The following is a 12,833-nucleotide window of genomic DNA, read 5'->3' as shown; positions in this document are numbered from 1 at the left end:
CGTATGAAAATCATCTATCAAAACGAGTTTTGCTCTATCATCAATTATATATGTACTTGTACTGATTGTATTCTTTCTCAGTTTGAATATCAGGATACACTTTCTATATGCTTTCTACGAAAAGGAAATTTTGTGTTCCATATATTCCGGGATGAGCTTGATACCTATACCGGGAAGATACTGATTAATAAACCGGAGTATGAATATCGGGTTGCGCATGAACATACTGTTCCTGATGAGTGTACTATTGTTAGGTTTCAGGAAAGTGCCTATTCGTATCTGACCTCCTTTTATAAAAATAGTCTGAATGGCTTTCTTCACAAACCGGATCTTCAATCAATACTTATTCCATCTACAGTAGAAATAGATTATCTGCACAACCGCATTTTTACATTGACTACTTCCGGGAATAACACAAATATGGAAATAGATTGTCTGTTGGTTGAATTTATAGATCGGATATTTCATCTAAGCCTTACCGACGAAACTGGTAAAAGACTTTCTATACGACATAAAGAAAACTATTTGTCGAAAGTAGAACGGGCGAAAGATTATATACTTGCTCATTTTGCAGAGAAAATAACCTTATCAGATATCGCTTCCGTGTCTTGCATGAGTACTTTTCATTTTGTGCGTATTTTTCATTACATCACCCAACTGACGCCTTATCAGTACTTGCTGGATGCCAGACTTAAACATGCCGAACAACTCCTGAAAAAAACAGATACTGCTATAACTGATATTGGATATTTGTCAGGGTTTAATACACCGGATCATTTTTCAACTGCATTCAGAGCAAAATATAGTATGGCTCCGCTTTTTTTTCGACAAAGGAAAAGAGAGCAATAATTCCAAAGTGGGTAGAAGACATGAGTGTTAATTTTGAAATACATTCAAACTAACACTATATGAATAAACAGATAATTCTAAGCTTACTACAGCTCTTAATCCTGTTAAATCTATGTCTTACAATTAACACCCAAACCATGAACAATCAAGTCGTATCCGCACAACAACCAAAGGTTAATTCCAATGCTTTTATAGAAGCACTTATATTCAATCAACCTTCCGCTGAGTTAGGTGACGCTGCTTCTGTATCTGGATGGTTAGTTGGTAGCTGGCAGGTAGATGCTACTGACTATCTGCCCGATCATAGCCGAAAAACAATCAGAGGCGAATGGCATTTCGCCTGGGTATTAGAAGGACGGGCTATTCAGGATCTCTGGATCGCACCCAGGCGGTCAGAGAGGAGTTCTTCTCTCTCTCATGATCAGAATAGATATGGATCTACCATCCGGTTTTATGATCAGGCTGACAAAAGCTGGAAAATAAACTGGTTCAATCCTGTAAGTGGAAACCATACTCAACTGGTTGGTACTAAGCAGGGAAACGATATTGTGCAGAATGGTAAAAATGCAGAAGGTAATCTGATTCGCTGGGTGTTTACTGATATTAAACCAGATACATTCCGCTGGTATGGTGAAGTCTCTTATGATAAAGGAAAAACCTGGCAACTGGAAGTTGAGTTTTTGGCACAAAGACAAAAGACAGAAATACTTTCTAAATAGAAAAAGTACCTGTGAAGGGCAGTGATCTGAGTTCTGTCCTTCACTTTACCCCTAAAATTCAACTATATCAGAAATTTAAATTAATTATTCACTCATCTATTGCGTGACTATAATTTTTAATTTAACTTTGAAATGCAAAGTACTTTTGATGGTTTGGTTTAACTAAGCTGAAGTATGCTTCTGGAGGATATTTTACTTTTTCATTTCTGTTGATTGTAGTTTGGACAATAGTAAGGGAGAAGTGATTGTAAAACCAGTTTATTACAGCAACTGAGTAGGTGACAGGTACTTATCTGTTATAAGAAAGTGATAAGGATTATATATTCACAAAACAACTATTACTCCATTTCAATTTACTACACTGTGTTATGAAAAATGAAATTCTATCAAATCTGGACAATCCTGGAAAGCTTGAAAGGCTATACAGGGAAGACAAACTAACATTTAAGCGTGAATTTAGCGCTTTGTATCCTGAGCTTAAAGACAATCTCCTGATTACCTTCTGGAAGGAGCGACTAGCACCTGCCAGCGAAGAAATTTCCTGGGGAAGTTCCAAAGACTTGCTATTTGTCATTATAGTTTCTCTGGTGGCTGGTATAATTGCAAAAGTTCCTGCAATGTTTCAGATTGATGAGGAATGGTTTTATCCCCGAAATATTAGTTTTATTATTTTTCCAGCATTGTCAGCTTACTTTGCATGGAAAAATAACTTATCTGCTGGCAAAATTCTAGGTATAGTGGGGACAATGCTAGCTGGTTTGATCTTCATCAACTCTCTTCCGGGTATTGTGGATGAAAGCGATACCTTACTTTTATCCTGTATTCATTTAGGCTTATTTTTATGGTCGATTTTAGGCTTTGCCTTTGTTGGTCAAATACAAAATGATGATGAGAAGCGACTTCGTTATCTAAAGTACAATGGTGATCTGGTCGTTATTACAACGCTTATTGTGATTGCTGGTATTATTATGACTGGAGTCACTATCGGTCTTTTCTCACTGATTGGTCTAAAGATCGAAAAGTTTTATTTTGAGTATGTGGTAGTTTTTGGACTTCCGGCTGCACCTATTGTAGGTACCTACCTTATTCAGGCTAATCCGCAACTGGTAGGTAAAGTTTCTCCTGTAATCGCTAAGATATTCAGTCCTCTGGTATTGGTAATGCTGGTAATTTACCTGATTGCTATGATCTACTCGGGGAAAGATCCATACAATGATCGGGAGTTTTTGCTGGTTTTTAATGCGTTGTTAATTGGTGTTATGGCAATTATTTTCTTTTCTGTTGCAGAAACATCCAGAACTAAAAATCAGGTAGAAATATGGATTCTCCTATTATTATCTGTGGTGACTATAGTGGTTAATGGCATTGCATTGTCCGCCATTCTGTTTCGAATTTCAGAATGGGGAATTACTCCCAACAGAGCAGCAGTTCTGGGTGGTAATGTGCTGATCTTAGTAAATCTTCTGTTGGTAGCTGTGAATCTTTTTAAAGCTATGTCTAAGAAAGGGGATATAAACGTAAACGGAGTTGGAAAAGCCATTGCCTTCTACTTACCTGTTTACTGTATATGGACAGTCATTGTAACATTCATTTTCCCATTGGTATTTGGTTTTAAATAGAGGGGAGACCAAAAGAAATGGTCATTGAGATACTACTCTATGGCGATATAAATATCTTCTGGTTTTATTTAAGTATCTACTACAACTATAGCTCTCTGGTCTGGGTTTCGCTCAGACCTTTTTTGTTTTATTCTGGAACTAGTTTTTCGGTAAACCATAGCTTATTCTATGTTTCAACAGATACTTCTTCCATGATCATAACCAGAATCTGGAAGTTTTCATACTAGCCAAGCAACCCTAACCTTACTAACTGCATTTAGTAGGTGTTAGTTGCCAGCTTATTTTCATCTGTTATTTATCCCTTCCCGATTAATTTTCAGAAACATGATCAAATATGTTTTACCACTACTAGTTCTTCTGTTTATTATACCTCCAGTTACATCACAGGTTGTAGCCCCCCATTTTGTTCAGCAGAAGTTTGCCTCAGATACTGTAAAAAAAGCTATTACAGAACTAACTACCGAACTGGCATTAAAACATCCTGGTTTTTATCGGTACACATCCAAAGAATTGTTTGATGCCTATATTGACTCCACAAAATCGACTCTAACCGATTCTGTTTCTTTATTAGAGGCTTTTCTGAAAATGAAACAGATTGTCGCAAAAGTTAACTGTCTGCATACAGGAATTACATTATCTCACTACTATGTTGACTATCTAAACCAGCAACCCAACTTATTACCATTACAGGTATATTTTAGTGAAGGTAAGGCTTATGTAGTGAAAAATTATTCAGATCAATCTTCCATTGAAGTCGGTGATGAGATTGTTAGTATTAATGGAAGGGATATTCCATCCATAACCAGACAGCTGTTTGACTTGATCCCATCCGATGGATATAACCTGACTTTAAAATACAGATCTCTCTATTTTCAGTTTCCACTCTGGTATCGGTTACTGGAGGCTACTAACCAGTTTTCAGTTGTTGTCAGACAAAAGGGTATAATGAAAAGTTATCAGGTGTTTGGGAAGAAACGTGATGAGATAGCAGAAGATGGTTTTTTAAAGGAACCAGCCTACTCAAAGCCATTGGATTTTAAGGTTGTCAATGATATTGGTGTTTTGACCATACACACTTTTGCCAAAACAGATATCAAAAAAGCCGGTCAATCGTTTAAGCCATATATTGATAAAGTATTCAAGGAGATACAGGCTAAGGATATCCGGAATCTGGTAGTGGATCTGAGAGATAATACAGGAGGATCAGATCCGTATGCAGTTTACTTTACCCGCCATTTTTTTACAGAGCCTTTTCGGTATTGGGATCGAATAGAAGTGACTGAGTCCATTGCAAAGCAGATTAAAGGTGTTGGCCTAACCCTGTTTTATAGAAAGCCAGTACAGAACAATAAAGTTTGGCTCTGGAAAAAAGCCAGACATGTATCAGATTTTGATTTCTATGAAGAGCAAAAACCTGTTAAGGATAACTACACAGGAAACACGTATATTCTGGTGAATGGCTTTTCTATGTCCTCCTGTGCAGATGTAGCTGCTATCCTGTCATTTAACAAAAAAGCAATCGTAGTGGGGCAGGAAACAGGTGGAGGCTATCACGGAAATACAAGTGGCATGATGCCTGTCTCCATATTAGACCGATTTGGTTTCAGATTGAGTGTGCCTCTCCAGAAGTATGTAAACCATGTAGATTCATCAAGTCCTGTTGGTCGGGGCGTATTACCTGAGTATCCGATTGCAACTTCCATAGAAGAACTTTTGAAGAAAGAGGACACTGAATTAGCATTTGTGCTAAACCTGATAAAACAGCAGTCTGTAAGTCATTAAGTTTATGTATAATTCTCTATGAAACTGGTATAAAACAGGAGGGCTCATTGGTTAATAGGAAGAATTGTCAAACGTTCTGTGTTTATAATATGCATTTTATGAACACAAACTATAGCATACCTGTTACTATATCAGCTACCCTGATCCCGATTCCATTCTGTTTCATGTCCTCTTCGATGCTGGCAAAGTCACCTTTGGTTGCACTCTGTTGGATGGTACCACCTTTTAAGTAATGCAGGTAGTCGCAGGCGTCATTTAGAGTGGAAAAGATGTGTGAAGACATCAATACAATTTTATTCAGTTCTTTCAGCTTTAAGAGAATTTCCTGAATAATACTATTACTATGAATATCTACTCCATTAAAGGGTTCATCAAGAATAAATACCTCATTTTTTTGTAGTAACAGACCCGTTATCGCCAGTTTCTTTTTCATACCTGTTGAATACGTTTCTGCATAGTGATGAAGTGGGAGATCGAACAGATTGCCTTCTTTAATCCGATTGTTTTTTATTCCTCTGGCATTACATACTAGTTGCAGATATTCCATGCCTGTCATCTTGGAGAAAAAGAACAAGTCTGTAGGTAAATAACCTAGTTCATTTTTTAAGGTTCCCCTGTCATAGTGTATCTCTCCAGAGTAGAAAGTAAGCCCTGCTACACATTGAAAGAGTGTTGTTTTACCAGCACCATTTTCTCCTACAATCCCATGAATTTCACCCCGGTTAAAGATTAGAGAAATTTCGTGTAAAACCCGGTGGGTTCCATAGAACTTACTTAAAGATTGAATTGTGATCATTTTAAATAGGTGGTAAGGCGTGCCAGTGATTTAAAATAGAAATGAGGAATTAAGATAAGGATTAGGGGAGGCATAAAAATTCCAAGTGCCATCTTAATGATCTGTGGAAGATCTGCTTCTTTAGGATAAATGGCATATTTTCCCAGCACCCAGGTGACAGTATATAGTAGGCCTGTTACCAGAATAATAGCTACAATATATGCATTGACTGGATTAAGTATCATCAGGAGCAATGCAAGAGGTGATACAAGGATAAGACTATGTAAAATAGATTGTTTGATCTTCATCTGCAAAAACTGATGGGCATTGACCGAATGTATCCATACATAGAAAGGTGGTTCTGGAGTCGAATAATAATTCATAGTGAGCAAAAACAAACAGAATAAAGAAAACAATCCTAAATTATAATTCCCGACAACCATACCAATAACGCCAAGTGTATACAGCACAACTAGCAGCAGATAGGTTTTCCGAAATCCTATCGCAAACTCAAAAGGGTGTTTAGAAAAGGGTGTGGGTATAGAATAGGTTGGCAGAGAAACGGATTGGATAAAGATTCCTGATAAACTTCCTGCCACTGCCACCAGAACGGGTAAAAATTGTTGCATACAAACCAGAAAGACACAGAAAGGCAGGGCAATCAAACTATTTTCCAGCAGTCTGAGCTGCAGATATCTTTTGGGGGTAAATATATTCTTGAGAAAATTATTTCTGCTTTTATTTCCTAGGGCATATACGGCTGCCAGTGGCAATAGGGCATACAGATAAGGGGCATAGGAAGGCCATAGCTGCAGAAGTTTTGTATAGGATAATTTAGAAAATACAATAAAAAACGCTATAAGTAGTAGCAGACCGAGATATGGATTCAAGCCAAAGGCACTCAGGCTTCTGTTTAATCGCTTATACTGAAGTTCGAAATAGGTTATCATGGGTTGTCTTCTGCTAAGAATATATTCTAACCAGCAGAGGTATGCTAGAGTGTTTAGTTGGATCAGAGCAAGTAACGAAAATTTAGTGAAATTTCTGAATAGTAAACGAACGGGTGGTGAAAGAGTTACTTTTATGCCCTTTTTTGCATAAATGATAAAGTCATAATAGTATGAAAGAATACAAAATTGCTCTTGGCTGGAGAATTTTTACTTACATTTTTGCCCCGATTTTTTTTCTAATAGGTTGTTATATCTTGAGCATGCCTTTTCTTCCACATACTGAGGATATCCCTTTTTTCGGCTATTGGATTATAGGAATCTTTGCGTTGGTATTAATGGTTTCTTCTGTGATAGGCATACTTCAAGTTACAAATACTAAGCTGATTATTGACAATGAAAAAATTAGTAAACGAAGCATTCGCAGTACCAAGGAATTGTATTTTAATGAAATAAAAGGTTTCAGAAAGGAAGAAAAATTTATCCGGATCAAGTCAAATACACGGGAAAAGAAAGATCTGGAAGTTACTTATACGTTTGAGAAGAATAAAGAGATAGTAAATTGGTTGAGTAGCCGATTGCCAGATTTGCCAGGGACAAATGCGAAGGATGAAGAAGCCGCTATTCTGGAAGATACTACCTATGGACAAACTACACACGAAAGGGAAAGGACACTGAAAAATGCAAAGCGCATTTCTCTTATTGTAAATCTCCTAAGCCTTTTAGTTGCTATGTGGGTAATTATTATGCCTGAGCCTTATGTCATGCTGATTACATTGAGTATGCCTATTGTGGTTATAGGTGTAATTTTGTATTATAAAGGTATCATTCGTGTAACCTCCACAAAAGATTCTGGCTATCCGTTTATAGGATTAGGAGTGTTGTTCCCTGGTTTGGGATTAATAGTAAGATGCATGATGGATTTTACCATATTTTCTTATTCAAATGTATGGTTGTTGTCTTTCATCATAACAATACTGCTATTTGTGGTGGTATTAGTTGGGAGTATACTACGATATAGGCCAATTAATTATACAGATATAATTGCCTCATTCTTGTTTCTTTGTATCTATGGTTTTGGCGCAACACTCACATTAAACTGTTTGTATGATATTTCAACACCTGAAACCTATAAGGTACAAGTGTTAGATAAGAGTGTAACTGAGGGCAAAAATACTAGCTATTATCTGACTCTGGCTCCCTGGGAAAAACAACCAGAGATTGATTTTATAAGTGTTGATATAGCTATGTATAAACGGGTAAAAAAAGAAGATAAAGTGACTATTTACTATAAACAAGGTCTTTTAGGTATTCCCTGGCTGATTGTAACAGACACTCCTCAAGTGGAACATACAAAAGAATGATAGGATACCTGTTTTATGACTTCCTATTGTTGTCTGATACATTCTTTGATTGGTAATGAAGCAGATTCCGCAGTTTATTTCTCTGACGGAGTATGGTAAATTTTGCATAGTCAAAAGTCAGAATAATGATCAGAAACAATGCTGGAATCAGTAAGGCATGGATTCCTTTCAGGCTATAAACCAATCCACCCAACAGACCTCCTGTCAGGAAGAATGCAACAATCTGAACACGTAACTGCATACGGCCTCTAAGCTTTTTTCGTTGAGATAAATCTTTGGAAAAGAATGTTTGGGCCAATTCAATGCCTAGGTCTGTAAATAACCCGGTTAGGTGTGTTGTGCGCACCAATGCATTGGTTAACTGAGTCACTGTCGCATTCTGAAGACCCATAGCAAACAGTAGTACAAAGGTAATTAGTGTAGGAGAAAATATTTTTGGCAATAGAGGAGATAACCCGATTAGTCCCAGTAAGCATGATTCAAGAATTACAGGAACCAGGTAGATAGATCTTTCATTTTTATTACTGACAGTTTCGATCAATACTCCAGAGATAAATGCACCCAACCAGAAGAAGAAAATATAAAGGAATAGAATAAGTGCTCTTCCTGTATTATGATTAAAGAGTGCTTCTGCCAGAAAGGCTACATGTCCTGTGATATGTGTAGTGAGTGTATGAACTGAAAGAAATCCGGTTACATTGACCATACCTGCTACCATCGCAAAGCTTGAGGCTAATGTGAGATTATGCTTTCGGGTTCTGGTATGACTGGATTGACTGGACATGTAAACAGAGACAGTAGTTACAAAATACCTGGATTAGGAATAGTTGGTTCAAATCTGGAATTCAAATTGTATACATAGATACCACCTAAACGCATATGCGCTTTGAAATAATACAAAATAAAGTTTTTCCTGTTAAGAAAGTCAGGGAACCGTATAGAGATAAGACAGACTTAATTACTATTTTCGGTAAAGTTTGTGAAGTGATTGATTCACGACAGATTGCCAGCTTTCTTGTAACAACAGATGAAGGCGTAATTAGCACAGTACTTGATTTTAAATATGATTTTACTTCGGTTATGCCGGAACTGCTTGACTTGCTGATTTTTTTTGATAGAAAAGAAGAGAAGGAGTTTGTTTTATATATGTACGAGATTGATTTGAAAATTGCATTTCTCTTCGATAATGAGAATACTACAGATAGCAGAATTGTAATTAGAAAGTCGAATGGACAACTAATAAAAGAGTATTGGTGTAAAACTGATGACATACATAAAAGTGTTCAGGAAACTCTTGAGGCTTTTGAAAAGATCCTGAATTGCTTTTTTCCTGTTGCTTATAAGCTATTCAAAGAAGAGAATTATTTGCTGATCTAAATGGCCTTAAAAACTACTTCGGATGAAAGAAAACGAATCACAATATCTGTCTCTGAATATATGCTTGTGAGAAATAAAACATTCTTATACTGAGTACCAATGGAGAGAGCTGATTTATTTATAGAAAATATACAACTCTACTTTGATTTCTTGTCTGATTGGGAGGCTCAGAGGCAGGAATGGTTGTTTTTTAACAGCTCGTTCGAATTTACCTGGGATTCGCTTTATTATACTTTTGTAGATTGGTTATGTGGACATTTTATACTGGATAACAAATGGGATTGGGCTGAAAATATCTTTCTTTCTGATCTGCTAAAAAGTAAGCTGTACAGGTTTGCACAGGTTTATGATGCTTTCTTTATGAATGAAGACTATCCATTCCATTCACATTATCAGTATCATTATGCTATTCTGAATGATTCCCAATGGAAAGAGGTAATTCTGCTTGCCAATGAAGTAAAAATACTGTTGGAGACAAATATGTATATATGTACTTAGTCTTTAGAACCTGATAAAACTAATTAAAAGCCACTGAAAATATTTTCAGTGGCTTTTAATTATGGCAAAGAATCGGATCGTTATACTCTAGAAAGGAAGATCTGTCCATTAGAGAAGCCAAATAAATTTTGACAACTACATTTTGAATTTATTCAGATCGCAAAGACTTGACAGGATTGGCAATAGCTGCTTTGATGGCCTGATAGCTTACTGTTGCTAAAGCAATCAGGAAAGATAATATAGCCGCACCTGCAAATACCCACCAAGAAAGAGAGATATGATAGGCAAATTCCTGCAACCAGAGATTACTTGCCCACCAGGCAATAGGTGCAGCCAGTACATTGGCAATCAGAACCAGTTTAAGAAAGTCTCTGGACAACAAAGCTGTAAGATTCAACACATCTGCCCCTAATACTTTGCGAATGCCTATTTCCTTGATGCGTTGTTCTGCTGCATAGGTTGCGAGTCCAAATAATCCCAGACAGGCTATAAAAATGGTAGCCAGTGCTGCCCAGATCAGGAGGGTTTCGCGACGCTGGTCATCTGCATAAAAACGCGCCAACTGCTGATCCAGAAAATGATACTCAAACAGATGGTTTGGATCTATGTGAGTCAATGTGTTTTCCATTTGTTTGAGTGTGTTCTGTATATTCTTTCCTTCTATTCTCGCTGTGAAGTAATCGATATTTTGTACAGGATTTTGGCTATAGGCTAATACAAGAGGTGCAATTTTTTCACGCAGAGACTGAAAATGAAAATCCTTGACAATGCCAATGACACGCGCCTTAAAAGGTTTTTTGGATTCATTAACAGGAAAGTACTTGCCTCCAAACGCCATTTCAGGAATTTCGACCAACTGATAAGATGCTTCCTGAATATGCAGGACTCTGGCTGCTGTTTCATTTAGTATTACAGAAGATGAATCACGCAAACTGGTAAAGATTCTGCCTTTTAGTAATTGTACTTCAAATGTTTTAGCAAAGTTTTCATCAGCTCCAATTACATAGGCTACCTGAGGATTCTCTGCATTGCCTTCTGTTTTGACCTTAACTGTCGGAATTGACTTCCATTCACCCGGAACACGGGAAGTAACAGATACTTCGTTAACACCTGCAATTTTTCCAAATTCTGTTTTGATAGTCTCAGCTTCTTTACGTACCTGTCCACTATTAATATCAACTACCACCAGCAAGTCTTTATTAAAACCCAGGTTTTTATTGTTGGCATATTGTACCTGAAGAAAAAGCACCATAGTGGCAATCATCATCACAACCGAAACGGTAAACTGAAATACTACCAGACTCTTGCGTAAGGGCAATCCTGTCTTACTATGTAGCTTTACATTTTTAAGTAGGGCTACCGGCTTAAGGCGTGAAAGTAAAAGTGCCGGATAGCTACCTGAAACAATAGCTGTACTAAGTGTAGTCAATATAGCATACAACCAGATGCGATAGTCTGTCTGGAGGCTAAATGAGAGATGTTTACCTGTAAATGTATTAAAGGCAGGTAGAATGATATTGACCAGTAGAACAGACAATGCAAATGCCATCAGGGTAACCAGTAACGATTCAAACAGAAACTGCCTGATCAGGTGGCTGTCTGTGGCTCCGGTAGCTTTACGAACCCCAATTTCTTTGGAACGGTTAGAAGCTCTGGCCGTGGTAAGATTGATATAATTGATAGCGGCAATCGTAAGCATAAAAACGGCTACCAATGCAAAAATTTTGATATATAATAATGATCCATGTCCAGTAGCTGATACATTGGGATTTCTGGCACCATCTACTATATCTTCTGAATACAAATGCATATCTGCCAGTGGCTGCAACCTGAACCGGAGGGTGGTGCCAGCTTCCGGCTTTTGGTGCGAGAGTACAAAACGGGTGATTTTCTGGGATACAGACTGAGGATTAGCGTTCTCTTTCAATAAGGCGTAAACCATATAATTGTGAGAACTCCAGTCGTTTACCATGTTTTCAGAAAACTGTTTGTCGTGCAGAATTGTTGCTTCGGAGATCATAAGATTGAAATCAAAGCTGGAATTGGAAGGATGATTTTTCAGGACTGCTGTTATACGCAGAGGAGCTTCCAAAAAGTCAAATTTGAGCGTCTTACCTACCACATGAGTGGTATTAAACAGCTTACGGGCTAGTTCTTCCACTAGTACAATGGAGTTAGGTTCCTGTAAAGCTGTTTGGGCAGTGCCATCTATTGCTTCAAAATCAAATATTTCCATCAGACTTTGATTGGCAAAGCCGATAGTTTCCAGAAACTTTGTTTTGCTCTCAGGATTGGAAATGTTATCACGTCCTATAAGGGTGATACGTGAAGTATTTTCAATCTCTGCAATGTTCTTTTTAGATTCTTCCGCCATATTGTAGCTGGTAGCGGCAATAGTCAGTTCTTCCGATTTGTTTTTCTGGTATTCGATTACTCTGTAAATACGATCAGCCTTACTGTGTTGCTGATCAAAGGTTAACTCATCAAAGAGATAGATGCCTATCAGCAAAAAGCATGTAAGACCAAAAGTAAGTCCAGCTATGTTGAGACTGGTGTAAAGTTTGTTGCGAAACAGGGTTCGAATGGTAATTTTAAGGTAGTTGTATAACATAAAAAGAAAATTTCAGGAATACCGGACTTATACAGTATAAACAGATCTTTACCTGGATTATTTGATTATATATACTTGTAAAGAAATCACGATAAACGTTTACAGGTATATTACATACTATATATCTGTCCCAATTCCAGTGCCAAAGCTTTATATGAGCCCTCAACTGCTTTATAGCTGGTTTATTCATTTTGAAGTGTCCGTTATCGGACAAGCTTTGTTCATAGATGAACAAGAGATAGTATGATTCTGGTTTGTTCAGAAAGATAAAAGAAACAATAACCTGTTGTCT

General features: G+C 37.3%; 11 protein-coding genes. 7 read left to right on the top strand and 4 right to left on the bottom strand.

All coding sequences use genetic code 11. The features are described from left to right. The first annotated feature begins 3 nt into the window (after window positions 1-3). The 4 genes from QNI15_RS07390 to QNI15_RS07375 all read left to right on the top strand — a co-directional run bounded on the left by QNI15_RS07390 (window position 4) and on the right by QNI15_RS07375 (window position 4,969). Window positions 4-849 (top strand): AraC family transcriptional regulator, encoded by an 846-nt coding sequence (locus tag QNI15_RS07390; RefSeq protein ID WP_313996274.1) that lies wholly within the window; start codon window positions 4-6, stop codon window positions 847-849. 137 nt (window positions 850-986) lie between these two features. Next, window positions 987-1,568: a hypothetical protein gene (locus tag QNI15_RS07385; protein ID WP_314031187.1), complete on the top strand. Its 582-nt coding sequence runs from the start codon at window positions 987-989 to the stop codon at window positions 1,566-1,568. 368 nt (window positions 1,569-1,936) lie between these two features. Next, window positions 1,937-3,187 carry a hypothetical protein gene (locus tag QNI15_RS07380; RefSeq protein WP_313996268.1) on the top strand — a complete coding sequence of 417 codons (1,251 nt, stop codon included), beginning with the start codon at window positions 1,937-1,939 and terminating at the stop codon, window positions 3,185-3,187. Window positions 3,188-3,511: 324 nt separating this feature from the next. Continuing rightward, on the top strand, window positions 3,512-4,969 hold the full coding sequence (locus tag QNI15_RS07375) for a S41 family peptidase (protein ID WP_313996265.1): 1,458 nt from the start codon (window positions 3,512-3,514) through the stop codon (window positions 4,967-4,969). 109 nt (window positions 4,970-5,078) lie between these two features. Here the strand turns inward: QNI15_RS07375 and QNI15_RS07370 are convergent, their stop codons facing one another. Then, entirely contained in the window at window positions 5,079-5,765 is a 687-nt protein-coding gene (locus tag QNI15_RS07370; RefSeq protein ID WP_313996262.1) for an ABC transporter ATP-binding protein, read from the bottom strand. Continuing rightward, a complete protein-coding gene (locus tag QNI15_RS07365; RefSeq protein ID WP_313996259.1) occupies window positions 5,762-6,694 on the bottom strand; it encodes a hypothetical protein in 933 nt (310 codons plus the stop codon). The genes QNI15_RS07370 and QNI15_RS07365 overlap by 4 nt, the downstream gene beginning before the upstream one ends. A gap of 260 nt (window positions 6,695-6,954) precedes the next feature. On the opposite strand from QNI15_RS07365, the gene QNI15_RS07360 reads away from it, so the two are divergent. After that, window positions 6,955-8,055 carry a hypothetical protein gene (locus QNI15_RS07360; protein WP_313996257.1) on the top strand — a complete coding sequence of 367 codons (1,101 nt, stop codon included), beginning with the start codon at window positions 6,955-6,957 and terminating at the stop codon, window positions 8,053-8,055. Window positions 8,056-8,068: 13 nt separating this feature from the next. Here QNI15_RS07360 and QNI15_RS07355 read toward each other — a convergent pair whose 3' ends face one another. Beyond that, window positions 8,069-8,839: a YoaK family protein gene (locus tag QNI15_RS07355; RefSeq protein ID WP_313996254.1), complete on the bottom strand. Its 771-nt coding sequence runs from the start codon at window positions 8,837-8,839 to the stop codon at window positions 8,069-8,071. A gap of 95 nt (window positions 8,840-8,934) precedes the next feature. On the opposite strand from QNI15_RS07355, the gene QNI15_RS07350 reads away from it, so the two are divergent. Then, on the top strand, window positions 8,935-9,432 hold the full coding sequence (locus QNI15_RS07350; protein ID WP_313996252.1) for a hypothetical protein: 498 nt from the start codon (window positions 8,935-8,937) through the stop codon (window positions 9,430-9,432). 99 nt (window positions 9,433-9,531) lie between these two features. Further along, window positions 9,532-9,930: a hypothetical protein gene (locus QNI15_RS07345; protein WP_314031186.1), complete on the top strand. Its 399-nt coding sequence runs from the start codon at window positions 9,532-9,534 to the stop codon at window positions 9,928-9,930. Between the two features lie 148 nt (window positions 9,931-10,078). Here the strand turns inward: QNI15_RS07345 and QNI15_RS07340 are convergent, their stop codons facing one another. Beyond that, window positions 10,079-12,541, bottom strand: a complete 2,463-nt coding sequence (locus QNI15_RS07340; RefSeq protein ID WP_314031185.1) for an ABC transporter permease — start codon at window positions 12,539-12,541, stop codon at window positions 10,079-10,081. Window positions 12,542-12,833: the final 292 nt, after the last annotated feature.

The organism is Xanthocytophaga flava (assembly GCF_030068545.1).
Taxonomy (GTDB): domain Bacteria; phylum Bacteroidota; class Bacteroidia; order Cytophagales; family 172606-1; genus Xanthocytophaga; species Xanthocytophaga flava.
This window is presented reverse-complemented; position numbering and strand designations above follow the sequence as displayed.

What these genes read in the sequence shown, in the direction of transcription:
- QNI15_RS07385 (WP_314031187.1), top strand. Translation starts at nt 987, where the DNA reads ATGAACAATCAAGTCGTATCCGCACAACAACCAAAGGTTAATTCCAAT.
- QNI15_RS07390 (WP_313996274.1), top strand. Translation starts at nt 4, where the DNA reads ATGAAAATCATCTATCAAAACGAGTTTTGCTCTATCATCAATTATATA.
- QNI15_RS07365 (WP_313996259.1), bottom strand. Translation starts at nt 6,694, where the DNA reads ATGATAACCTATTTCGAACTTCAGTATAAGCGATTAAACAGAAGCCTG.
- QNI15_RS07370 (WP_313996262.1), bottom strand. Translation starts at nt 5,765, where the DNA reads ATGATCACAATTCAATCTTTAAGTAAGTTCTATGGAACCCACCGGGTT.
- QNI15_RS07345 (WP_314031186.1), top strand. Translation starts at nt 9,532, where the DNA reads ATGGAGAGAGCTGATTTATTTATAGAAAATATACAACTCTACTTTGAT.
- QNI15_RS07355 (WP_313996254.1), bottom strand. Translation starts at nt 8,839, where the DNA reads ATGTCCAGTCAATCCAGTCATACCAGAACCCGAAAGCATAATCTCACA.
- QNI15_RS07375 (WP_313996265.1), top strand. Translation starts at nt 3,512, where the DNA reads ATGATCAAATATGTTTTACCACTACTAGTTCTTCTGTTTATTATACCT.
- QNI15_RS07380 (WP_313996268.1), top strand. Translation starts at nt 1,937, where the DNA reads ATGAAAAATGAAATTCTATCAAATCTGGACAATCCTGGAAAGCTTGAA.
- QNI15_RS07340 (WP_314031185.1), bottom strand. Translation starts at nt 12,541, where the DNA reads ATGTTATACAACTACCTTAAAATTACCATTCGAACCCTGTTTCGCAAC.
- QNI15_RS07350 (WP_313996252.1), top strand. Translation starts at nt 8,935, where the DNA reads ATGCGCTTTGAAATAATACAAAATAAAGTTTTTCCTGTTAAGAAAGTC.
- QNI15_RS07360 (WP_313996257.1), top strand. Translation starts at nt 6,955, where the DNA reads ATGCCTTTTCTTCCACATACTGAGGATATCCCTTTTTTCGGCTATTGG.